The organism is Nocardioides sp. J9 (assembly GCF_007829375.1).
In the GTDB taxonomy this organism is placed as follows: Bacteria; Actinomycetota; Actinomycetes; order Propionibacteriales; family Nocardioidaceae; genus Nocardioides.
Genome location: NZ_VLJQ01000077.1, coordinates 96,059 through 117,998, shown reverse-complemented (window position 1 = coordinate 117,998; position 21,940 = coordinate 96,059). Strand labels below are relative to the sequence as shown.

Below are 21,940 nucleotides of genomic sequence, written 5' to 3'. Positions count from 1 at the left end.
GCCGGGGGGACCATCTGGGGCCGTCGGGAAGATTCTTCGACCGTGGCTGTCGTGGCAGGCCATCCTCGTTCGTGGAGAGGATGAGAGAACCCCCTCACCGACCCAGGAGGTCACCGATGCGAACCCTGATCTACACCGCCTTCGTCTCCGTCGACGGCGTCGTCCAGGCCCCCGGCCCCGAGCCCGACTACCGCAACGGCGGCTGGACGTTCCAGGACATCGAGTTCCGCGAGGAGGTGTACGAGCTCAAGGGCCGGGAGCAGGAGGAGGCCTCCGCCCTGATGCTGGGCCGGGTCAGCTACGAGGCCTTCGCGCCGGTGTGGCCGGGCATGACCGAGGAGTTCCCGCACTACAACGCGATGCCGAAGTACGTCGTGTCGACGACCTTGCGGGAGGAGGACCTCGTCGACAACTGGGGCGAGACCACCATCCTGCGCTCGATCGACGACGTGGCGGCGCTCCGCGAGACCGACGGCGGCCCCATCTCGATCCACGGCTCCGCCAGCCTCGCCCGCAGCCTCGGCGACGCCGGACTGCTCGACCGCTACCACCTGCTCGTCTTTCCCTGGGTCCTCGGCGCCGGCAAGCGGATGTGGAGCGACACCGACAAGGACCGCCAGAAGCTGGAGCTCGTCGAGTCCAAGTCCTACGCCAACGGGGTGCAGAAGCTCTGCTACCAGGTGGTGCGCTGAGGCTCCAGCAACGCCACGCACTCGACGTGGTGCGTCATCGGGAACAGGTTCGGCCCCCTGAGCGTCAACGCGATCATTTGCGATCGGACGCCTTCGTATCCCAGAAACCGCACCTGACCTGCAGCGATGTCGTTCTCGACCCTTGTGGGCGTCGGCGCGGGGTCGCAGACCTTTGCGAATCAAAGCGAGCCCAATCCGAGCCCTCCCGTCGACAGCTGCCTACGAGGGCACCCAAACCGCGGTTGCAGCGCCGCAGCGACGCACTCTCGGAGCCTTTCGATCAGGCCCTCGACTCGCCACCGAATCTGGAACCCAATCCGTACCGCAGGTCGGTCGGTTCTGACCGATTCTCATGGTCCGCGTGAGGTGCGCGCGACGAGCCCCCGACGGCCGTCACACGCCCCTCCCCGATCGTCGACGTCACAGCCGCTGGACGGATCGGCCGTCCCAGAGGAGGACCTGGCCGTTGGCGACCTCCCCCACCGCGGAGCCCCCGGGCAGGAGACGGAACAGCTCACCGTGCGCCACCACGACGTGCGTCATCGCCGGGTCGAGGTCGGCAAGGGCAGCCAATGTCCTGCGCACGACCTCAGGTCGGCGCTCCACGCCACCATGGGCGAGCGCGACAGCCGAGGCCCGTCCGGTCCAGGAGACCGTGCGTCGGTGGTTCGTCCCCTGGAAGAGGCCGAAGTGCCGTTCCCGAAGACGTTCGTCGACAAGTTGGCTGGCTCCCAGACGGGCCGCCACCACCTCGCCCCCTTCGACCGCCCGGGTGAGGTCGCTCGAGGTCACGCGCACCGCGTCTGTGGACGTCAGACATAGGGCGAGGAAATCAGCGGCCTCGACCATCTGGGCACGCCCAGCACCTGTGAGCCGCGGATGTGGCGTCTGTCCCTGTGTAACGCCTTGCGCGTTCCACTCCGACTCTCCGTGCCTCAGGAGGTAGACCGGCTGCTTCACGCGCGCCATTCTCCCGTAGGCTGCGGAAGATCCACGGCGCAGGAACCCGGTGAGACTCCGGGGCGGTTCCGCCACTGTGATCGAGCACGCGTGCTCGAAGCCAGACACTGGCCGTGGGTGAATCCGACCGCTACACGGGGCGAGAACCCCGGAGGAGGAACCCGGCACATGGCCGCGTCCGCACACGTCTGCCTGCTCTCCACGTCCGACACCGACCTGCTCTCGGCCCGGGCCAGCGGCTCGAGCTTCGCGCTCGCCAACCCGTCGCGCAGCACGAGCAGCGAGCTGGATGCGGTCCTCGCGGGTGCCGACCTCGTCGTCGTACGTCAGCTGGGCTCGCCCCATGACCTGTGGGAGGGACTGGCGGCCGTCCGCGCCGCCGGCACACCGTTGGTGGTCCTCGGCGGTGAGCAGCAGCCCAGCGCCGAGCTGATGGAGCTCAGCACCGTCCCGATCGGCGTCGCGACCGAGGCGCACCGCTACCTGGCCGAGGGCGGGCCGGCCAACTTGGCCCAGATGCACGCGTTCCTCTCCGACACCGTCCTGCTCACCGGTGAGGGCTTCGAGCCCCCGGCGGTCGTGCCGTCATGGGGCTTCGCCGAGCGAGGCGCACCCTCCGACCCCTCACTGCCGAAGGTCGGCATCCTCTACTACCGCGCCCACCAGGCCAGCGGGAACACCGCCTTCGCGCACGCCCTGGCGGACGCCGTCGACGCCACCGGTCAGGCCGTGGGCGTACCCATCTTCGCCGGCTCGCTGCGCAGTGCGCCCGACGAGCTCTTCGAAGCTCTCGGCCAGCTCGATGCCGTCGTGGTGACCGTCCTGGCCGCCGGCGGCAGCGTCCCGGCCTCGGTCAGTGCCGGCGGCGACGACGAAACCTGGGACGTCGAGCGCATCGCCGCCCTCGACATCCCCGTCCTCCAGGGACTGTGCCTGACCAGCAGCCGTGAGGAGTGGGAAGCCAACGACGACGGCGTCACGCCGCTCGACTCCGCGAACCAGATCGCCATTCCGGAGTTCGACGGGCGCATCATCACCGCACCGTTCTCCTTCAAGGAGATCGATGACGAAGGTCTCCCCCGTTACGTCGCCGACCCCGAGCGTTGCGCCCGCGTGGCCGCCATCGCGGTCAACCACGCGCGACTGCGTCACGTCCCGAACGCAGAGAAGAAGGTCGCACTCGTCCTGTCGGCGTACCCGACCAAGCACTCCCGTATCGGCAACGCCGTCGGACTGGACACCCCGGTCTCCACGATCCGCCTGCTCCGACGACTCCGAGACGCCGGGTACGACCTGGGCGGCCCCGGCGCGGTACCAGGCCTCGACCTCGAGGACGACACACAGGCGGGTGACGCCCTGATCCACGCGATGATCGCCGCGGGTGGGCAGGACGAGGAGTGGCTGACGTCCGGGCAGCTCAGCGACGCGCACGTCCGGATCCCCGCCGAGCAGTACCGACGCTGGACCGCCCACCTGCCGCAGGCCCTGCGCGACTCCATGTCCGAGGCGTGGGGGGAGGCTCCTGGTTCCCTCTTCGTCAACGACGCCGGTGAGATCGTGATCGCGACGCTCGTCGCCGGCAACGTGGTCATCATGATCCAGCCGCCCCGCGGCTTCGGCGAGAACCCCGTGGCGATCTACCACGACCCCGACCTCGCCCCGACCCACCATTACATGGCGGCCTACCGCTGGTTGGAGGAGTCCCCGGAGTCCGGCGGCTTCGGCGCGCACGCCGTCGTGCACGTCGGCAAGCACGGTTCCCTGGAGTGGCTGCCGGGCAAGAACGCGGCGCTCTCCGCCGAGTGCGGCACCGACGCGGTGCTGGGCAACCTGCCCCTCTTCTACCCGTTCCTCGTCAATGACCCCGGCGAGGGCGCACAGGCGAAGCGACGCGCCCACGCCACCATCGTCGACCACCTGATCCCGCCGATGGCGCGCGCCGAGACGTACGGCGACATCGCCCGCCTGGAGCAGCTGCTGGACGAGTACGGCAACATCGCCGCGATGGACCCGGCCAAGCTGCCCGCGATCCGCGGGGAGATCTGGCAGCTGATGAAGGCCGCCGAGATGCACCGGGACCTCGGTCTCGACGAGCGCCCCGGCGACGAGGAGTTCGACGACTTCCTGCTGCACGTCGACGGCTGGTTGTGCGAGATCAAGGACGTCCAGATCCGCGACGGACTCCACGTCCTGGGTCAGGCACCCTCCGACGAGGCCCTGGTGAACCTGGTCCTCGCGGTGCTGCGCGCCTCGCAGGTCTGGGGCGGGGTCGGCAACGCCGTCCCCGGGCTCCGGGCAGCACTCGGCCTCTCCGACGGCGCCTCGACCGCGCAGGTGGACGCCTTCGAGGCCGAGGCACGGGGTCTCGTGGAGGCCTTGGCCGCAGCGAACTGGGACCCCACAGTGGTGCCCCAGCTCCACGAGGACGCCGACGTGCGGGCCGCGCTGAGCTTCGCCGCCACCGAGGTGGTGCCGCGCCTGGCCAGCACGACCGATGAGATCGACGTGCTGCTGCACGCCCTCGAGGGCGGCTACGTGCCCGCCGGCCCGTCCGGCTCGCCGCTGCGCGGCCTGGTCAACGTGCTGCCGACCGGCCGCAACTTCTACACCGTCGATCCCCGCGCCATCCCCTCGCGCCTGGCCTGGCAGACCGGTCAGGCGATGGCCGAGTCCCTCGTGCAGCGCTACCTGGACGAGACCGGCGAGTACCCGAGCTCCGTCGGCCTGTCGGTGTGGGGCACCAGCGCGATGCGCACCTCCGGTGACGACGTGGCCGAGGTGCTCGCGCTGCTCGGTGTACGGCCCGAGTGGGACGACATGTCCCGCCGGGTGAACAACCTGCAGGTGATCGACCTGGCCGAGCTCGGCCGTCCGCGCATCGACGTCACCGTCCGCATCTCGGGCTTCTTCCGCGACGCCTTCCCGCACGTGGTGTCGATGCTGGACGACGCGGTGCAGCTGGTCGCCGCCCTGGACGAGCCGGACGAGATGAACTTCGTCCGCGCCCACAGCCGGGCCGACCTGGCTGAGCACGGGGACGAGCGCCGGGCCACGACTCGCATCTTCGGCTCCAAGCCCGGCTCCTACGGTGCGGGCATCCTCCAGGTGGTCGAGTCGGGCTCGTGGCGCGACGACAACGACCTGGCCGAGGTGTACACCGCGTGGGGCGGTTTCGCATACGGCCGAGGCCTGGACGGAATCGCCGCGGCCGAGGACATGCGCACCGCGTACCGACGGATCAAGGTGGCTGCGAAGAACGTCGACAGCGCTGAGCACGACATCGCGGACTCCGACGACTACTTCCAGTACCACGGCGGCATGGTGGCCACCGTGCGCGCCCTCACCGGCTCCGACCCGAAGGCCTACGTCGGCGACTCCACCTCCCCCGACGCCGTCCGGACGCGCTCGCTGCAGGAGGAGACGAACCGGGTCTTCCGGGCTCGCGTGGTCAACCCCCGCTGGATCGGGGCGATGCAGCGCCACGGCTACAAGGGCGCATTCGAGCTCGCAGCCACCGTCGACTACCTGTTCGGGTTCGACGCCACCGCCGGGGTCGTCCACGACTGGATGTACGAGTCGCTCGCCAGTTCATACGTGCTGGACGAGACCAACCAAGCGTTCCTGCGTACCTCGAACCCGTGGGCCCTGCGCGGCATCGTCGAGCGGCTGCACGAGGCCGCCGAGCGTGGCCTGTGGGCGGAGCCCGACCCGGAGACGCTGTCGCAGCTGCAGAAGGTGTACCTCGAGGTCGAGGGGGACCTGGAGGACGAGGCGTGAGTGCCCACCTGCACGTTGTCGGCTTCGGCACGGGTCCCGCCCACCTGACCCGGGACGCCGTCCGCGCCCTGCTGGACACCGACTACGTGCTCGCCGTGCGCAAGCACGAGGACGACGAGCTGCTGCAGGTGCGCCGCGCGATCTGCGAGGAGTTCGAGGTCGAGCTGGTCCAGGTGCCCGACCCGCAGCGTGACCGGGACGACCCAAGCGACTACCCCGCCGCAGTGCGCGACTGGCACGCCGCCCGGGTGGCGGCCTTCGCCGACGCGGTGGCCGAGCGGGGTGGGCGGGCGACCTTCCTGGTGTGGGGTGACCCGTCGCTGTACGACTCGACCTTGCGCGTGGTCGAGGGCATGGCGGCCGATCCCCGCCTGGCCGGTCTCACCTGGGACGTCGTGCCCGGCATCAGCGCTCCCCAGCTGCTGGCCGCCCGGCACCGCATCGTGCTGCACCCGGTCGGCACGCCAGTGCACGTCACCACCGCCCGTCGCCTGCGCGACACCGTCGCTGCGGGCCAGCGCAACGTGCTGGTCATGCTTGGCTCCGAGGCCAGCCTCGACCAGCTCGAGGAGCTCCCCGGCTGGCAAATCTGGTGGGGCGCCAATCTCGGCTCGGACGGCGAACAGCTGGTGGCCGGCACGGTCCGCCACGTCCTGCCGCAGGTGCGCGAGGCCCGCGCCCGAGCCCGAGAGCTCGCCGGTTGGGTGATGGACGTGTACCTGCTCCGCGCCCCGGAGGGCCCCGCATGAGCGGGCTGTTGGTAGCCGGGACCACCTCGGACGCCGGCAAGTCGGTGGTGACCACCGGGCTGTGCCGGGCCTTCGCGCGCCGCGGGGTCCGGGTGGCGCCGTACAAGGCGCAGAACATGTCCAACAACTCCATGGTCTGCCAGGACCCTGCCGGTGGCACCGCGGAGATCGGCCGGGCGCAGTGGGTCCAGGCGTTGGCGGCCCGGGTCACCCCGGAGCCCGCCATGAACCCGGTGCTGCTCAAGCCCGGTTCCGACCGACGCAGCCACGTCGTGGTGATGGGACACCCGGCCGGGGAGGTCTCCGCGACCGACTTCGCCACCGGTCGACGTCACCTCGCGCGGGCGGCGCACGCCGCGTACGACGACCTTGCGGGCCGGTTCGAGGTCGTGGTGGCCGAGGGCGCGGGCAGCCCGGCGGAGATCAACCTGCGGTCCAGCGACTTCGTCAACATGGGCCTGGCCCGTCACGCCGACCTCCCGGTCGTGCTGGTGGGCGACATCGACCGGGGCGGGCTCTTCGCCTCGATGTTCGGCACCCTCGCGCTTCTCGAACCTGCCGACCAGGCGCTGCTCGCCGGGTTCGTGGTCAACAAGTTCCGCGGTGACCTGGGGCTGCTGCGCCCGGGCCTGGACCGGCTGGAGCGGCTGACCGGGCGCCCGGTGCACGGCGTCCTGCCCTGGCACCCGGACCTGTGGCTCGACTCCGAGGACGCCCTCGACCTCGAGGGCCGCCGCAGCAGGGACGGCGCCCGCGTGCGGGTCGCGGTCGTACGACTCCCCCGGATCAGCAACTTCACCGACGTCGACGCCCTGGGCCTGGAGCCGGACCTCGACGTCGTCTTCGTCTCCGACCCGCGCGACCTCGCCGACGCCCACCTCGTGGTGCTGCCGGGTACGCGCGCCACGCTCGCCGACCTCGCGTGGCTGCGCTCGCGCGGGCTCGACGCCGCGATCAAGGCCCACGCCGCGGCGGGTCGTCCGGTGCTCGGCATCTGCGGCGGCTTCCAGATGCTCGGCCGCACGGTCAGCGACCCCAACGGCGTCGAGGGGGCCGTCGGCGCGCACGCCGAGGGGCTGGGCCTGCTCCCCGTGACCACCACGTTCGCCGTGGAGAAGGCGCTGCGCCTGCCCGTCGGCGAGGCGCTCGGGGCGGCCACGACCGGCTACGAGATCCACCACGGGCGGATCAGCCGCGACGCAGGCGCTGAGGAGTTCCTCGGCGGGGCCCGCTCCGGTCAGGTGTTCGGCACGATGTGGCACGGCAGCCTGGAGGGGGACGCCTTCCGGGCCGCCTTCCTCGCCGAGGTCGCCGCCCTGGCCCCCTCCGGCGCCAGCTTCCCGGCCGCACGGGAGCGCCGGATGGAGCTCCTCGCCGACCTCGTCGAGGAGCACCTCGACGTCGAGATGCTGCTGGCGCTGGCCCGTGACGGAGCGCCTGCTTCGCTGCCGGTGCTCACCGTCCCCGCTCTCCCACAGGAAGGTGCACGATGAGGGTCCTGCTGCTCGGAGGCACTGCGGAGGCGCGCGACCTGGCCCAGCTCCTGGTGGAGGCCCGGGTGGACGTCACCTCGTCGCTCGCCGGGCGCGTGGCACGTCCGCGCCTACCGGTGGGACCGGTCCGCATCGGCGGTTTCGGCGGCGTCGCGGGCTTGCGGACCGCGCTGGCCGACTACGACCTGGTCGTGGACGCCACCCACCCGTTCGCCCGTGGCATGAGCGCCAACGCCGTCGAGGCCTGCGCGGCCGAGCAGGTACCGCTGCTGCGCTTCGAGCGTCCCGGCTGGGAGCCGGATCCGGCCTGGCGGTACGTGCGCACACACGCCGAAGCAGCGCAGGTGGCGGCAACACTGGGGCAACGTCCCTTCCTGGCCGTCGGACGGCAGGAGCTCGCCCGCTTCGTGCCCGAGCTGCGCGAGGCTCCGGTCCTGGCCCGTGTCGTGGACGCCCCCGACGTCGACCTCCCTGCGCGGTGGCGGCTGCTCACCAGCCGCGGGCCGTACACGCTCGAGGGCGACCTCGCGGTCATGGCCGACCACGGCAGCGACGTCCTGGTCACCAAGGACTCCGGCGGGACGTACACCTGGCCCAAGATGCAGGCCGCTGCGCAGCTCGGTGTCCCTGTGGTCGTCGTGGAACGGCCGGAGCCGGACCCCCGCGCGCAGGTCGTGCACGCGGTGGGCCCGGCTCTCGAGTGGGTGCTGTCGCACCGCTGACTCAGACGACCGCCTTCGCGGTGGTGTCGACCCGCCCGAGCAGCCACGTCAGGGCCACGCCCAGGGCGCCCCAGAGCGCGGCCAGGGTGAGGACCGAGGAGATCCGGAACTCCCACAGCACGTCGGCGGGGAAGGCACCGAGCTCGTTGACCGTCGGCATGGCGAGTGCCGCGACGGCGACCACGATGACGTAGGCGACCCCGGCCACGACGACACCGGTCCACGCGCCACGTGCGGCGGCGAGCCAGCGGCCCAGAAACACCGTTGCGACCATCGCGACGATGGAGATCAGCGCGAAGGCGAAGTAGTACGCGGTGCGCGACCCGATGGTGTCACCGCTGCCCACGGCCGGCGGAGCAGCCGGGTACTTCAGGAAGGGCACCAGCGCGTAGGCGACGAAGCCGAGTGCGGTGACCAGTGCGGTCGAGCCGACGATCGTCAGACGTCCCAGACGTCCAGCGACGGCGGCGGCGATGAGGGCGATGATCCCGCCCAGGGCGACGCCGATGGCGATCGTCGCAGTGGCCAGGCCCCAGGTCTTCTGGGTGGTGCGGGTGATGCCGCCCTCCTCCTCGTCACCGTGCGAGTGGGCGTGCCCCTCCTCCGTGGCAGCCGCGGCGTGCGTGTGGTCGCCGTCGCCCTCGGCGTGGGTGTGGACCTCGTCCGCGCCGCTCTCGGCCGGAACCTCCGCTGCCGCGGCCTCCTCCAGGCCGATGGCGGTGTCGATCGGCGGCTCGCCGACCGTGAAGGCCACGCCGAAGGCCACGATGCCGGCGATGAGGCCCGCGAGCAGGCCGCGGACCAGGAAAGTACGTGCGTTCACTTGTGATTCCTGTTTCTGTGGTCGTCGAATGAGCCGTGCACGCAGCACGACGCGCCCGACGCCCCAGCGCCGTGATCGGCGCAGGGGTCGGGAAGGGAGACCGCACTCAAGGGCGGTCGGAGCTCAGCTGTGCTGACCCAGCGAGGGGTCAGTGGCAGGGGTAGCCAAGCAGGTGACGACCGTCGTGGACCCACTCGTGCACGGCGGTGCCGGCGAAGAGTGAAACCGCACCCTGGTCGATGCTGACGAAGAAGACGACCAGCACGGACAGCAGGCCGAAGAACAGTGCCCACGGGGCGAGCTCACGAAGGTCGACCGTCGGGATCTCGACGGCGGGAATGGCGGTGGCACCGGACAACGGCGCGGCAACAGCGTGCGACATGTTTCCTCCTCAGGGTTCTGCGCCCTGGTGGTGTGGGGATGGACGAACGCCCGGGTCTGACTTCACCCTCCGAGGACGGTGTCACAGCAGCGCGACTGTGCCGGACTCTCACCGGCTTCCATGGCATTCGCTGGGGCCAGCGTACGCGGCGTGCCGCCCCCTGAGGACGCCGACCCACGGACTGGTACGGTGCCGGTGCCGTGGTGCACGGGAAGCCGGTGGAAGACCGGCGCGGCCCTCGCCACTGTGAGCGCGGAGTTCCGCGACCTCACCGACACTCCGGTGTCGGGACCACTGGGTGCACACCTGGGAAGGTCGGTCGCAGGACGGCGATGCGCGAGCCAGGAGACCGGCCACGGCGCGTTTCGTATCCAACGAGGTCCTTGGAGAAAGATCCCATGATTCGCCGTGCCGCCATGCCCGGACTGTCACTCGCCGCAGGCGCCGTCCTGCTCCTCGCCGGTTGCGCCGGCGCGCCAGAGAAGGAGACGGCGACCGCTGAGAGCGGCGACCGCTTCCCTGTCGAGCTGGTCAACTGCGACCACGAGGTCGTCGTGGCGTCCACGCCCGAGCGTGTGGTGACTCTGAACCAGGGCGCCACCGAGGTGGTGCTCGCCCTCGGGCTGGGTGACCGCCTCGCCGGCACCGCCTACCTCGACGACGCGATCTCGGACCGGTGGGCCCAGGAGTACGAGCAGGTACCGGTGCTGGCCGCGGAGTACCCCACGAACGAGGCTCTCCTGGAGGCAGAACCCGACCTGGTGTACGCGTCGTACGCCTCCGCCTTCGACAAGGGCGTGGCGGGTGACCGCACCGTCCTGGCTGGCTCGGGAACCCAGTCGTACCTGTCCCCCTTCGGCTGCCCGGACGAGAGCCAGCGCCCGGCCCCGACCTTCGACGCCGTGTGGCAGGAGCTGGACGACGTCGCGGAACTGCTCGGCGAGCCCGGCACCTCGAAGGCGCTCGTGTCCGAGCAGAAGGAGACGCTCGAGAGCATCCGCGACGCTGCACCCGGTCAGGGCCTGACTGCCCTGTGGTACGACTCAGGTGACAAGACGCCGCTGGTCGGCGGCGGCCAGAGCGGACCACAGCTGATCCTCGACGCGGTCGGTGCCGAGAACATGTTCGACGACATCGAGCGGGGTTGGGGCGAGGGCAGCTGGGAGGACGTTCTGGCAACCGACCCCGACGTCATCGTCCTGGCGGACGCCAGCTGGTCGTCGGCCGAGGAGAAGAGGGCCTACCTGGAGAAGGACCCCGTGCTGAGCGAGCTCACCGCCGTGAAGAAGGGCGCGTTCGTGACCGTGGCCTACTCCGAGGCCACGCCCGGAGTTCGCATGGTCGACGGCGCGGCCTCGGTGGCCAGCCAGCTGGCGGATCTCGACCTCCGGCCGTGAGTGTGGCCCGCCTCGCAGCGGGCCGGGCAGTCGTCGTGGTGACGCTCACGGCGGCGGCACTCGTGGCCAGCGCTGCGGTGGCGCTCTCCCTGGGATCGGTGGACGTGCCCGTGGCACGCGTCCTGGCCGTTCTCCTGCGCCGGCTCGGGGCGGGCGGGGAGGTCACGGTCCTGGAGGACCAGCTCGTCTGGCAGCTGAGGCTGCCACGAGTGATGGGGGCGATGGCGGCAGGGGCGGTCCTCGCCCTGTGCGGGGCCGTCCTCCAGTCCCTCACGCGGAACGACCTGGCCGACCCCTTCCTCCTCGGCGTCTCGAGCGGCGCCACGGTGGGCGCGGTGACCATCATGGTCCTGGGCATCGGAGTAGGCGGGCTCGTCGCCAGCGCGGCCGTGTCCGTGGCCGCATTTGCCGGGGCGCTGGCCGCACTCGCCGTGGTCCTGGTGATCGCGTCCGCCGGCGGTCGGGGGCTGAGCCCGCACCGCACCGTGCTGGCCGGCGTCGCGGTGGCCTACCTGTGCAGCGCTTACACCTCGGTCGTGGTCATCATGCACGGCGAGGGCGATGCCGCCCGCAGGGTTCTGAGCTGGACGCTCGGCTCGCTCGCGGGGCTCCGGTGGGACAGCACCCTCGTGCTGCTGGGCGCGGCGCTGGTGGCGTTGGTCTGGTTCTTCGCCTATGCCGAGCGGCTGGACGCCTTCACCTTCGGGGAGGTGTCCGCGCAGTCCTTGGGCGTGCCCGTCACCTCGACGCGCTGGGTGCTCATGGTGGGCACCGCCGTGGTGACCGCGACCACGGTTGCCTACGTCGGAGTGATCGGCTTCGTGGGGTTGGTGGTTCCTCACCTCGTCCGCCCCCTGGTGGGCAACCGGCACAGGGCCGTCCTGCTCGCGTCGGCAGCGGGCGGATCTCTCCTGCTGATGTGGGCCGACACCGCCGCACGCTCGTTGGTCGACCGTCAAGAAGTCCCCGTGGGTGCGCTGACCGCCTTGCTCGGCGCACCCGTCCTGGTCTGGCTGATGGCAAGGAGGCCTCGCGCATGACACATCGCGACCTGTGCATGCACTCATCGACCCCCGACCTGCGCGCGAGCGGAATCGTCGTCCGGCTCGGCGTCGACGTCGTGCTCGACGACGTCGACGTCCTCGCCCGGGGCGGCCGGGTCACCGCACTGCTGGGGCCCAACGGGTCCGGCAAGACGACCCTGCTGCACGTTCTCGCCGGCCTGCGGAAGCCCGACCGCGGCACCGTCCTGGTCGGAGACGTTGCGATCCGCTCGTTGTCGCACCGCCGCCGTGCCCAGACCGTCGCCCTGGTCGAGCAGCATGCGACCACGACCACGGACCTCACCGTGCGCCAGGTGGTCGCGCTGGGTCGCCTCCCCCACCGACGGATGCTGGGCGCGCGCGGCGACTCGGGTGCCGAAGTCGTCGACACGGTCATGGACCTCGTCGGGCTCACGCACCTTGCCGACCGCGGGTGGACCACGCTGTCTGGCGGTGAGCGCCAGCGCGCCCACCTGGCCCGCACCCTGGCCCAGCAGCCGGCGGTCCTGCTCCTGGACGAGCCGACCAACCATCTGGATCTCGGGCAGCAGCTGCGGTTCCTCGCTCTGGCTCGAGACCTCGGTCTGACCACGGTCGCCGCCTTGCACGACCTCGAGCTGGCGACGGCCTTCTGCGACGACGTGGTCGTGCTCAACCACGGCCGTGTGCACGGCCAGGGGCCGGTGACCTCCACCCTCACCGCCTCGTTGCTGCGCGAGGTCTACCACGTCGACGCTTCGCTGGACCCCCACCCCCGCCTGGACCGTCATCACCTGGTCTGGGACGGCCATGTCGAGGAGAACTCATGACTGTCCACGTCCTCGTGGGCACATCGCCTGCCGACGCCGCCCGGCGCGCGGAGCTGGCGGCGCTCGCCGACGAGCTCGACGCCGAGCTCGCGTTCCTGCAGCTGGCCTCCCCCACGCTGGGAGACGTCCTCGAACGACTCGCGAGGAGCCGCGAGGCCGAGGTGGTGCTCGTCGGTGTCTCTGGCGGCCCGGGTGGTCCGGGAGTCTCCTGGCTGCGACGGGTCGCGGCCGACTGGTGGCGGGCGTTCGGCGATGGCGCGCCCCGGGTCAGCACCGCGCCCGCCTTGATGGAGGAGACCTCGCAGTGGCGGGCGCTGGTCGAGCTGGCACGCCCGATCACCCACGGCGGCCCGGGACTGACGTCGGCCGCGTGGGAGGACGTTCCCGAGCACCGTCACCAGGTGTTCGTCTGCCGTGGCCCGCGCTGCACGGCGGCCGGCGCGGAGCCGGCCTGGAAGGGAGTCGTGCTGGGGCTCATGGGAGCCGGTCTCGGCGACGACGACGTCCTCGTCACCCAGACCGGGTGCCAGTTTCCGTGCAACCACGCTCCGGTGGTCACTGTCCAGCCGGACGACGTCTGGTACGGGAGCGTCGACGAGGAGGCAGCCGGCGCCATCGTCTCGCAGCACCTGGTGGCCGGGGTGCCGGTGGAGCGGCTCCGACTCCCCCGCCGCCGCAAGGAGTGACGGTCGCGCTCGACGTCAGACGGCTGGGCGTGCGCCGCCGGCACGCCACCGCCACGACGAGCGACCGGTGACCGCCGCGAGCGCACTCGTCGCGACGGCGGCCGCTGCGCCGACGCGTGTCGCCAGGTCCGTGGCCCTCGGGATGTCCCCGGGGGTCGGCGGCGGCCCGTCCCCCATCGTGGGACGGTGCTCGACGCGTTCGCCGTACCTGTTCGTACCACCCAGCACGATCTCCAGCGCACCGGCAAAGGCTGACTCCACGACGCCGCCGTTCGGGCTGGGGTGGCCGGCTGCGTCCCGCCTCCMGACCCGCCACGCCTCCCGGGCGTGCGAGGGCGCTGCGCCCAGCACGGCGAGACCCGCAAGCCGTGAACCGGGAAGGTTGAGCAGGTCGTCGAGCCGGGCCGAGGCCCAGCCGAAGTTCTGGTGACGGGCGTTGCGGTACCCCACCATCGCGTCCAGGGTGTTCGACGCCCGGTGGGCCAGCAGGCCCGGTACCCCTGCCACGGCGCCCCAGACCAGCGGGGCCGTGACGGCGTCCGAGGTGTTCTCGGCGACCGACTCGACCACCGCCCGGGTGATCTGCTGCGGCGAGAGCGAGCTGGTGTCACGTCCCACCAGGTAGGTCAGCCGGTGGCGTGCGCCGTCGAGGTCGTCCTCGTCCAGGAACCGGTGCACCGCCAGGGCCTCCCGCTCGAGGCTGCGTCCGCCCAGGACGGTCCAGGTGGCCGCGGCCGTGACCGCGGCGTGCAGCACGGGCCGGCCCCGTGTGGCCCGCTCGACTCCGACCCCGAGCGCCGCGCACCCACCCACGAGGAGCGAGGTGTACAGCACCCCGCGCGCTCGAGAGTCGGCGTGCAGGCTCCGCTCGAGACGGGCTGCGACCGTGCCGAACGCCGCCACGGGGTGGCCCCGACGCGGGTCGCCCAGGAGGCGGTCTGCGGCGAAGCCGAGCAACAGGCCCGACGACCTGGACAGGCCTCGCGACCCGTTCATGCGCCGATGGCGGACGGCTGGCCCACCGGGACGTCGTCGAGCGCCCGGAGCAGCTCGGCCATCGTGTCCGGCGGTCGGACGGCGATTCTGGCCCACGCGCCGTCCAGCCCGGGAAAGGTGTCGGCGCGGCGTACGGCGACGCCGTGGGCGCGCAGCGCCTCGCGCGTTCCGCAGCCCAGGCGCGCGAGCACGAAGGACGTGCGTGAGTCCACGACCTCGTACCCCCGATGCTTCAGGGCTGCGACGAGCCCGGTGCGCCACTGCTCGACCCGCTCTGCCCGACGCGCCGCCTCGGCCGCGGCCTCCCCGGCGGTGCAGGCGATGGCCGCGGCGATGGCTGGCGTGGAGACCGACCAAGGCACCTGCCTGGCAGCGAGCCCCGCGATGGCGCGCTCGTTCCCGAGCACGTAGCCGGCCCGGATGCCTGGGATCGACCAGTGCTTGGTCAGGCTCCGCACGACCAGGAGGCCCCGCCGGCGGTCCGTCGAGAGTGACTGGCCCTGGTCGGTCACGGCGTCCATGAACGCCTCGTCCACGACGACGACGCGCTTGGGCCGGCGCAGCTTGAGGATCTCCTCGGCCGGGTGCAGGACCCCCGTGGGGTTGGTCGGGTTGCCCACGAACACCAGGTCGGCGGTCTCGGGGACGGCCGAGGCGTCGAGACGGAAGGCGTCCTCGGGGCGGCAGCTGACGACGGTCACCTGGTGACCTGCGCGCTCGAGCGCGGCGTGGGGCTCGGTGAACTGGGGGTGCACCACGACGGGGTGCCGCCACTGCTTCCACCGGGCGATCAGCTCGAACGCCTCGGCCGCGCCGGCAGTCACGAGAACCTCGTCGGCGCGTCGGTGATGCAGGTCCGCGATGGCCTCGCGGGCCGGGGTCACGTCCGGGTACTTGGTCGAGTGCTCGAGGCCGTCCCGCAACGCCGCCTCGAGCCACGAGGGCCGAGGCTCGGGATGGACGTTCACCGCAAAGTCGAGCAGTCCACGTCCGGTCTCGACATCCCCGTGGTGGAGCAGCGGATCAACGACGGCGTCGTCCGACCTCGGGCGAGGCACGGCCGCGGCCTGGGGGGCGGGAGCCACGACCGGCGTTGCCCTGGACGCCGCGTGCGCCAGCCGCTCGGCCATCACCGGGTGCCCGGCCCAGTGGGTGTGGAGGTAGGAGGCATGGAGGGTGGGGGTGGCGACGCCGATGAGCTCGCCGTCGACCTCCCAGGCGGGCGCCCACCCCCGGGTGGGGGCGGTCAGGGTGGTGCGGTGGAACTCGTGGCCGTGCACCCGCTCGCCGGCCCGCGTGAGCAGGTTGTCGCCGGCAGCGACTGCCGCCGGGTAACGCAGGGTCAGGCGCTTCGACATGGCGGCACCGGTCCCGATGACACCGGCCATCGTGGACCCGTCCAGGTCGTCCAGGAGGTAGAGCAGTCCGGCGCACTCGGCGACCGTCGGGAGAGCGCCCCGCACGGCGTCGCGCACCTGGTCGAGCAGGGCCCGGTTCCGGGCCAGCTGCTGAACGTGCACCTCGGGGAACCCGCCGCCGAGCAGCAAAGCCCTGGTCCCCTCGGGGAGCGAGCGGTCACGCAGGGGGTCGAACGGGACGACGGTGCAGCCGGCTGCCCGCAGCAGCTCCTCCGTCTCGGCGTACGCGAAGGTGAACGCTCGTCCGCCAGCAACGGCCACGACCGGAGACTCGCCCTCCACCCGGCGTACCTCGCGAAACGGGTCCCACACCGCGTCGGTGAGGTCGGGGGCTCGACGCGCGACTTCGAGCACGGCGTCGAGGTCGACGTGGCGTGCCACCTGCTCCCCGAGGCGGGCGACCACCTCGACGGACTCGTGCCGCTCCCCTGCCGGGACCAGCCCGAGGTGGCGTGACGGTGAGGAGATCGAGTCGTCACGAGGGACGACGCCGAGCACGGGCAGGCGCAGGCTTCGCTCGACCTCGGCGACGTTGCGCGGGGAACCGGCCCGGTTGAGGATCACGCCGACGACGTCGACCTCCGCGTCGTAGGCGGCCATGCCCGCGACGACGGCCCCCACGGAGCGCGACATCCGGGCGATGTCCACGACCAGCACGACCGGGGTGCGGGTCAGCTTCGCGACGTGGGCCGTCGAGGCGAAACCGTCGGCGCCGATCCGGCCGTCGTGCAGCCCCATCACCCCTTCGACGATCGCGACGTCGGCGCCTCGGGCGCCGTGCAGCAGCAGCGGGGTGATGCGCTCCTCCCCCACCAGGTGCGGGTCGAGGTTGCGGCCGGGGCGTCCGGTCGCCAAGGCGTGGTAACCGGGGTCGATGTAGTCGGGCCCGACCTTGTGGCCCGACACCTCCAGGCCGCGGGCCCGGAGAGCGGCCATGAGGCCGGTGGAGATGGTGGTCTTGCCCTGGCCCGTCGACGGGGCGGCCACCACAACGCGCGGCAGTGTGGTCGGGCCCGACGATCCCGGCTGGGATGTTGCGAGGTCGCGCACCGTCACCACTCGATTCCCCGTTGGCCCTTCTGGCCCGCGTCCATGGGGTGCTTGATCTTGCCCATCTCGGTGACGAGATCGGCCACCTCGATCAGCTCCGGGGCGGCGCGGCGGCCGGTGATGACGACGTGCTGCTTCCCGGGGCGGTCACGCAGGGTGGTGACGACGTCGTCGAGGTCGACCCAGCCCCAGGCGATCGGGTAGGTGAACTCGTCGAGGACGTACAGGTCGTGCGTCTCGGCGGCGAGACGGCGCTTGATCTCCTGCCATCCCTCGGCTGCGGTCCGTGCGTGGTCCTCGGCGTCGCCCTGCTTCTTCGTCCAGGACCAGCCCGCGCCCATCTTGTGCCACTCGACCGGTCCGCCCTCGCCACTCTCCTCGTGCAGGCGACCGAGGCGCTCGAGGACGGTCTGCTCCCCGATGCGCCACTTGGCGGACTTCACGAACTGGAAGACGCCTATGTTCCAGCCCTGGTTCCACGCCCTGATGGAGAGCCCGAAGGCGGCGGTGGACTTCCCCTTGCCATCCCCGGTGTGGACCATCAGGAGCGGGCGGTTGCGGCGCTGGCGCGTGGAGAGACCGTCATCAGGGACGGTGAGCGGCTGGCCCTGGGGCATCAGATGACCTCTTCCAGAACGTGGGTGTCGGTGGCGGCCGCGAACGAGGCGACCTCTCCGATGACGGTGATGGCAGGCGGTTCGACATGGGCTGCCCGGACGGCGATGTCGGCGACGGACCCGCTCACCACTTGCTGGTCCGGGTGGCCCCCACGTGCGATGACCGCCGCAGGCGTGGCTGGGTCGAGCCCGTTCTCCATCAGTGCCTCGGTGATCGCCGGCAGGGTGGCCACGCCCATGAGGACGATCAGCGTGGTGCCGGAGCGAGCGAGGGCCCCGTAGTCGAGAGTGGAGGAGGGGTGCCCGGGCGGGACGTGTCCGGAGATGACGCTGAAGCCCTGGACGAGTCCGCGGTGGGTGACGGGGATGCCGCCGAGCGCGGGGACGGCCACCGACGAGGTGACGCCGGGGATGACACGCACCGGGACGTCCGCCTCGGTGCAGGCGAGGACCTCCTCCATCCCGCGGCCGAAGACGAACCCGTCGCCACCCTTGAGACGGACGACGCGGCGACCGCGTCGAGCGTGCTCCACGAGGAGGTCGTTGATGCGTTCCTGCGGGGTGAAGGCCCCGCGCGGCAGCTTCGCGACGTCCACGACGAGCGCGTCGGGTCGGGCCCAGGCCAGCGCCTCCTCCGGCGCGAGATGGTCGACCAGCAGGACGTCTGCCTGCTCGACGGCGGACCGTCCGGCGACCGTCATCAAGCCGGCGTCGCCGGGGCCACCGCCGACCAGCGCGACGGTGCCGGGGAGCAGGGGCGCCAGCGAGCCCATCAGGCCACCCGCCCGTTCACGACGTCGACGAGGCCGGTCGCGCTGACCCGGGCCATGGGGACGTGCTCGGCCTGCAGGTGGCCGGAGAGAATGCGCGCGAGCCCGAGCCGCAGCGGCCCCTCTTCGCAGTCGACGACGACGCTGGGGACCCGCATCGCCGCGACGTGGGCCGCCGCCAGCCGGGAGCGGTCGACGGCGTCGGCCCCGGAGGTGGCGCGGCCGTCCGTCACGACCACGAGCAGCGGCCGCAGTCGGTCGTCCCGGAGCCGCTCCCGCCGGACGACGTCCGCCGCGGTCAGCAAACCCTCCGCCAGAGGGGTGCGCCCCCCGGCCGGGAGCTCGTCGAGCAGGGCTGCGGCCACCTCGACCGACCCGGTGGGTGGCAGGGTCACGTCCGCGTCAGTGCCGCGGAAGCTGATCATCGCCACCTTGTCCCGGCGTCGGTACGCATCGGTGAGCAGCGACAGGATCGCGGTCTTCACCTGGACCATGCGACGCCGGGCAGCCATCGAGCCGGACGCGTCCACGCAGAACAACAGGAGGTTGGCCTCCCTCCCCTCGCGTACGGCGGTGCGCAGGTCGACCGCCGCGAGCGCGAAGCGCCCACCCGGCCCACGCGTCGATCCGGTGGCGTAGCGTTCCGCCGCGGCTCGCAGGGTCTCCACCAGGTGGAGCGTCCCGGTCCCACCAGCTCGGGTGGCGCCGACCCGGCGGCCGCTGGCGCCAAGGGCGCGGCTACGGCGCCCCGGCGTACCTCGGCCGACCCCGTCGACGGTGAACAGACGCGGTCGGTACGCGGACTCGGCCGCCACAGTGCTGGAGCTGCCCTCCCCCGGGGGGTGCGGCGCCGGCGGCGCGGATGGCGCCTGGACGTCCGCCTCGGCACCGGCCGGTTCGGGCACGTCGTCCCTGCCGTCGGTCGGGACCTCGTCGGGGCTGCCGGCGTCGGCCCCGGAGCCGTCGGACGGCGACGCGGGGTCCTCGGACGGGTCCTGGCTGTCCTCGGGACCGTCGGTGGGGTCCGTGGGCCCGTCCGGTTCCGGCGGCGGCTCGGGGAGCTCGTCGTCGCCGAGGACCTCGTCGAGCAGCTTCTCGTCCAGGCCGGGGGCGTCGAAGGGGTTGCGGCGACGGCGGTGCGGAAGTGCGAGCAGGGCCGCGGCGCGAATGTCTGCTCGAGTGACGAACCGACGGCCGGCCCAGGCGGCGTGCGCCACGGCCGTTCGGGCGGTGACGATGTCGGCACGCAGGCCGTCCACCTCGAAGGCGGCGCAGACCTCGGCGACCTTGAGCATCGCCGCCTCCCCCAGGGTGACCTCCTCGACGCGCTCGCGAGCCAGCGCGATCCGTCGGGTGAGCTCGGCCTGGCTGGCCGCGTACCGCGCGACGAAGCCCGCGGGGTCGCGGTCGAAGGCGAGGCGGCGCCGCACCACCTCGACGCGCAGGGCGGGATCGCGTGGGGCGGCCACCTCGACGGTGAGGCCGAAGCGGTCGAGCAGCTGGGGGCGAAGCTCACCCTCCTCCGGGTTCATCGTGCCGATCAGCACGAACCGGGCGCTGTGGCCGATCGAGACGCCGTCCCGCTCGACCGTCACCTGGCCGGTGGCGGCGGCGTCGAGCAGCAGGTCGACGAGGTGGTCGTGGAGCAGGTTGACCTCGTCGACGTACAGGACGCCGCGGTGGGCGCGAGCCAGGAGCCCGGGCTCGAACTCGACGGCGCCGGCAGTGAGCGCCTTCTCGAGGTTGAGCGAGCCGAGCACCCGGTCCTCCGTGGCCCCGACCGGCAGCTCCACCAGACGGACCGGACGGCTCACGACCGCACCGGAGCTGGCGAGGAGGTCGGGCGAGGTCGCGGCCGGGTCGTGCGGGTCGGCGGAGAACCGGTCGCCGTCGCGGACCTCGATCCAGGGCAGCACCTCGGCCAGCCCCCGGACCGTCGTCGACTTGGCGGTGCCCTTCTCGCCGCGGACGAGCACGCCGCCGATCTCCGGACTGATCGAGCTCAGCACGAGGGCGAGGCCCATGTCGTCGAGACCGGAGGCGGTCGTGGGGTCGTACTCGCAGCCGACGACGGCAGAAAATGGGTACTTCAGTGGCACGTTGAGGCTCCCGCTCGTAGGCCATGGATTGGCTCACGCGAGGCCGGTCTTCGGACTTGCCGAGTCACTCCTGACGGAGTGCTCGACTCACCGCAGCGGGCCTGTGCCGGACTCTCACCGGCTTCCCAGATTCTCCCCGTTGCTCGTCCCCACCGTTTCCGATGGCTGGGGCGCGGGGGCACCTCACGTGTTGCGCTGACGATAGCCTCCCGACTCGTGGATGACGTGACGGCCCCTCCCCGTGGACACCTCGTGACCGTGGTGGGAGTGGGGGCCGACGGGTCGCTCCAGCCGGCTGCGGAGACGCTCCTTCAGGAGGCGGACGTGGTCCTCGGTGGCCGACGCCACCTCGACCTCGTGGCCCCGGTGCCGGGGCAGGAACGACGCCCGTGGCCCTCGCCGCTCGCGCCTTCCCTGCCGGCTCTGCTCGACGAGCTGCGCGGACGTCGGGTGGTGGCCCTGGCGTCCGGTGACCCGATGGTCTCGGGCATCGGCACGACACTCGTACGCGCCCTCGGCGCCGAGGCCGTCCTGGTCATCCCCGCGGTCTCGTCCGTGGCCTTGGCGCGAGCACGTATGCGCTGGTCAGCCGAGGAGTCAGTCGTCGTGACGCTGGTCGGACGACACGAGGCGCGGGTGCTGCGCGAGGTCGCTCCGGGGCGGCGGATCCTGGTCCTGACGTCCGGGTCGCACTCAGCTTCGATCGTGGGCCGGCTGCTGACCGAGACGGGCCATCCTGACGCTGTCATCACCCTGCTCGGGAACCTCGGGACCGACACCGAGTCGCGGTCCACGAAGACCGCCCAGGAGTGGACTGCGACGGCCGCCGACACCSKCCCSCCGCTGCATGTCCTGGCGATCGAGATCCCCGCGGGCGACTCGGCGTGGCGCTCGTCGTGGGTGGCCGGCTTGCCCGACGAAGCCTTCGAGAACGACGGGCAGCTCACCAAGCGCGACCTTCGGGCCTCGGCCCTGGCCCGTCTCTCCCCCGCGCCCGGTCAGCACCTGTGGGACGTCGGCGCAGGTGCCGGCTCGATCGGCATCGAGTGGATGCGCGCCCACCCCACCTGCCGCACGACCGCGGTGGAGGCAGATCCCGTGCGCGCCGCCCGAGTGGCACGCAACGCGACGCGTCTCGGCGTGCCCGACCTCCGTGTGGTGGAGGGTCGCGCCCCTGACGCGCTCGCAGGTCTCGAGCCTCCGCACGCGATCTTCATCGGCGGCGGAGCCACGCACCCCGGCGTCCTCGACGCGTGCCTGGCTGCGCTGCGTCCGGGCGGACGCCTCGTCGTGCACGGTGTGACGCTCGAGACGGAGTCACTCCTCGCCGAGGCCTACCGGACGCACGGCGGCGAGCTCACCCGCCTCGCGGTCGAGACGACGCACCCCGTCGGCACGTTCACCGGCTGGACGCCCCTGCGGACCGTGACGCAGTGGAGCCTGCGCCTCTGAACCCG

At 72.1% G+C, this 21,940-nt stretch carries 18 protein-coding genes and 4 riboswitches; of the genes, 10 read left to right on the top strand and 8 right to left on the bottom strand.

The window, feature by feature from the left end:
* The first annotated feature begins 116 nt into the window (after positions 1-116).
* Positions 117-692, top strand: a complete 576-nt coding sequence (locus L615_RS12900; RefSeq protein ID WP_145725308.1) for a dihydrofolate reductase family protein — start codon at positions 117-119, stop codon at positions 690-692.
* Positions 693-1,112: 420 nt separating this feature from the next.
* On the opposite strand, the gene L615_RS12895 is transcribed toward L615_RS12900, so the two are convergent.
* Positions 1,113-1,652, bottom strand: a complete 540-nt coding sequence (locus L615_RS12895; RefSeq protein WP_186449851.1) for a histidine phosphatase family protein — start codon at positions 1,650-1,652, stop codon at positions 1,113-1,115.
* A gap of 17 nt (positions 1,653-1,669) precedes the next feature.
* Positions 1,670-1,783: riboswitch (cobalamin riboswitch) on the top strand.
* Between the two features lie 37 nt (positions 1,784-1,820).
* Between L615_RS12895 and cobN the strand changes: the two genes are divergently transcribed.
* From cobN to L615_RS12875, 4 genes are read left to right on the top strand one after another with little or no spacing between them, the layout of a single operon-like run.
* A complete protein-coding gene (gene cobN, locus L615_RS12890; protein WP_145725306.1) occupies positions 1,821-5,429 on the top strand; it encodes a cobaltochelatase subunit CobN in 3,609 nt (1,202 codons plus the stop codon).
* Positions 5,426-6,178 (top strand): precorrin-6A synthase (deacetylating), encoded by a 753-nt coding sequence (gene cobF / locus L615_RS12885; RefSeq protein WP_186449850.1) that lies wholly within the window; start codon positions 5,426-5,428, stop codon positions 6,176-6,178. Before cobN ends, cobF begins: the two co-directional genes overlap by 4 nt.
* Positions 6,175-7,671 carry a cobyric acid synthase gene (locus L615_RS12880; protein ID WP_145725305.1) on the top strand — a complete coding sequence of 499 codons (1,497 nt, stop codon included), beginning with the start codon at positions 6,175-6,177 and terminating at the stop codon, positions 7,669-7,671. Before cobF ends, L615_RS12880 begins: the two co-directional genes overlap by 4 nt.
* On the top strand, positions 7,668-8,393 hold the full coding sequence (locus tag L615_RS12875) for a cobalt-precorrin-6A reductase (RefSeq protein ID WP_145725304.1): 726 nt from the start codon (positions 7,668-7,670) through the stop codon (positions 8,391-8,393). The genes L615_RS12880 and L615_RS12875 overlap by 4 nt, the downstream gene beginning before the upstream one ends.
* Before the next feature lies 1 nt (position 8,394).
* On the opposite strand, the gene L615_RS12870 is transcribed toward L615_RS12875, so the two are convergent.
* Entirely contained in the window at positions 8,395-9,216 is an 822-nt protein-coding gene (locus L615_RS12870; RefSeq protein WP_028849099.1) for a CbtA family protein, read from the bottom strand.
* Positions 9,217-9,364: 148 nt separating this feature from the next.
* Positions 9,365-9,598 (bottom strand): CbtB-domain containing protein, encoded by a 234-nt coding sequence (locus tag L615_RS12865; protein WP_028849098.1) that lies wholly within the window; start codon positions 9,596-9,598, stop codon positions 9,365-9,367.
* A gap of 54 nt (positions 9,599-9,652) precedes the next feature.
* Positions 9,653-9,718: riboswitch (cobalamin riboswitch) on the bottom strand.
* A 64-nt stretch (positions 9,719-9,782) separates the two neighbouring features.
* Positions 9,783-9,971: riboswitch (cobalamin riboswitch) on the top strand.
* A gap of 25 nt (positions 9,972-9,996) precedes the next feature.
* Here L615_RS12865 and L615_RS12860 point away from each other — a divergent pair.
* Genes L615_RS12860 through L615_RS12845 form a run of 4 tightly spaced genes read left to right on the top strand, consistent with a single transcriptional unit; the run spans position 9,997 to position 13,533 of the window.
* On the top strand, positions 9,997-10,995 hold the full coding sequence (locus L615_RS12860) for an ABC transporter substrate-binding protein (RefSeq protein WP_145725303.1): 999 nt from the start codon (positions 9,997-9,999) through the stop codon (positions 10,993-10,995).
* A 2-nt stretch (positions 10,996-10,997) separates the two neighbouring features.
* Positions 10,998-12,035 carry an iron ABC transporter permease gene (locus L615_RS12855; RefSeq protein ID WP_145725328.1) on the top strand — a complete coding sequence of 346 codons (1,038 nt, stop codon included), beginning with the start codon at positions 10,998-11,000 and terminating at the stop codon, positions 12,033-12,035.
* The gene (locus L615_RS12850) at positions 12,032-12,847 is read left to right on the top strand and encodes an ABC transporter ATP-binding protein (RefSeq protein ID WP_222430540.1); all 816 of its coding nucleotides are present in this window, start codon (positions 12,032-12,034) and stop codon (positions 12,845-12,847) included. Before L615_RS12855 ends, L615_RS12850 begins: the two co-directional genes overlap by 4 nt.
* Positions 12,844-13,533, top strand: a complete 690-nt coding sequence (locus L615_RS12845) for a ferredoxin (protein ID WP_028849094.1) — start codon at positions 12,844-12,846, stop codon at positions 13,531-13,533. Before L615_RS12850 ends, L615_RS12845 begins: the two co-directional genes overlap by 4 nt.
* A gap of 15 nt (positions 13,534-13,548) precedes the next feature.
* Here L615_RS12845 and L615_RS12840 read toward each other — a convergent pair whose 3' ends face one another.
* The 5 genes from L615_RS12840 to L615_RS12820 form a co-directional block, all read right to left on the bottom strand.
* Positions 13,549-14,529 (bottom strand): cobalamin biosynthesis protein, encoded by a 981-nt coding sequence (locus L615_RS12840; RefSeq protein ID WP_145725302.1) that lies wholly within the window; start codon positions 14,527-14,529, stop codon positions 13,549-13,551.
* Positions 14,526-16,934: a cobyrinate a,c-diamide synthase gene (locus L615_RS12835; RefSeq protein ID WP_222430539.1), complete on the bottom strand. Its 2,409-nt coding sequence runs from the start codon at positions 16,932-16,934 to the stop codon at positions 14,526-14,528. Before L615_RS12835 ends, L615_RS12840 begins: the two co-directional genes overlap by 4 nt.
* Positions 16,935-16,999: 65 nt before the next feature.
* Entirely contained in the window at positions 17,000-17,614 is a 615-nt protein-coding gene (cobO, locus tag L615_RS12830) for a cob(I)yrinic acid a,c-diamide adenosyltransferase (RefSeq protein ID WP_145725300.1), read from the bottom strand.
* Positions 17,614-18,387 (bottom strand): uroporphyrinogen-III C-methyltransferase, encoded by a 774-nt coding sequence (gene cobA, locus L615_RS12825; RefSeq protein WP_145725299.1) that lies wholly within the window; start codon positions 18,385-18,387, stop codon positions 17,614-17,616. Before cobA ends, cobO begins: the two co-directional genes overlap by 1 nt.
* Positions 18,387-20,477 carry a VWA domain-containing protein gene (locus L615_RS12820; RefSeq protein ID WP_396954760.1) on the bottom strand — a complete coding sequence of 697 codons (2,091 nt, stop codon included), beginning with the start codon at positions 20,475-20,477 and terminating at the stop codon, positions 18,387-18,389. The genes cobA and L615_RS12820 overlap by 1 nt, the downstream gene beginning before the upstream one ends.
* 29 nt (positions 20,478-20,506) lie before the next feature.
* Positions 20,507-20,684, bottom strand: a riboswitch (cobalamin riboswitch).
* Between the two features lie 15 nt (positions 20,685-20,699).
* On the opposite strand from L615_RS12820, the gene cbiE reads away from it, so the two are divergent.
* On the top strand, positions 20,700-21,935 hold the full coding sequence (gene cbiE, locus L615_RS12815; RefSeq protein ID WP_145725298.1) for a precorrin-6y C5,15-methyltransferase (decarboxylating) subunit CbiE: 1,236 nt from the start codon (positions 20,700-20,702) through the stop codon (positions 21,933-21,935).
* The last annotated feature ends 5 nt before the right edge of the window (positions 21,936-21,940 follow it).

Coding starts and splice junctions, on each gene's coding strand:
- L615_RS12865 (WP_028849098.1), bottom strand. CDS start 9,598: ATGTCGCACGCTGTTGCCGCGCCGTTGTCCGGTGCCACCGCCATTCCC.
- L615_RS12845 (WP_028849094.1), top strand. CDS start 12,844: ATGACTGTCCACGTCCTCGTGGGCACATCGCCTGCCGACGCCGCCCGG.
- L615_RS12880 (WP_145725305.1), top strand. CDS start 6,175: ATGAGCGGGCTGTTGGTAGCCGGGACCACCTCGGACGCCGGCAAGTCG.
- L615_RS12850 (WP_222430540.1), top strand. CDS start 12,032: ATGACACATCGCGACCTGTGCATGCACTCATCGACCCCCGACCTGCGC.
- L615_RS12860 (WP_145725303.1), top strand. CDS start 9,997: ATGATTCGCCGTGCCGCCATGCCCGGACTGTCACTCGCCGCAGGCGCC.
- cobA (WP_145725299.1), bottom strand. CDS start 18,387: ATGGGCTCGCTGGCGCCCCTGCTCCCCGGCACCGTCGCGCTGGTCGGC.
- L615_RS12900 (WP_145725308.1), top strand. CDS start 117: ATGCGAACCCTGATCTACACCGCCTTCGTCTCCGTCGACGGCGTCGTC.
- cobO (WP_145725300.1), bottom strand. CDS start 17,614: ATGCCCCAGGGCCAGCCGCTCACCGTCCCTGATGACGGTCTCTCCACG.
- cobN (WP_145725306.1), top strand. CDS start 1,821: ATGGCCGCGTCCGCACACGTCTGCCTGCTCTCCACGTCCGACACCGAC.
- L615_RS12875 (WP_145725304.1), top strand. CDS start 7,668: ATGAGGGTCCTGCTGCTCGGAGGCACTGCGGAGGCGCGCGACCTGGCC.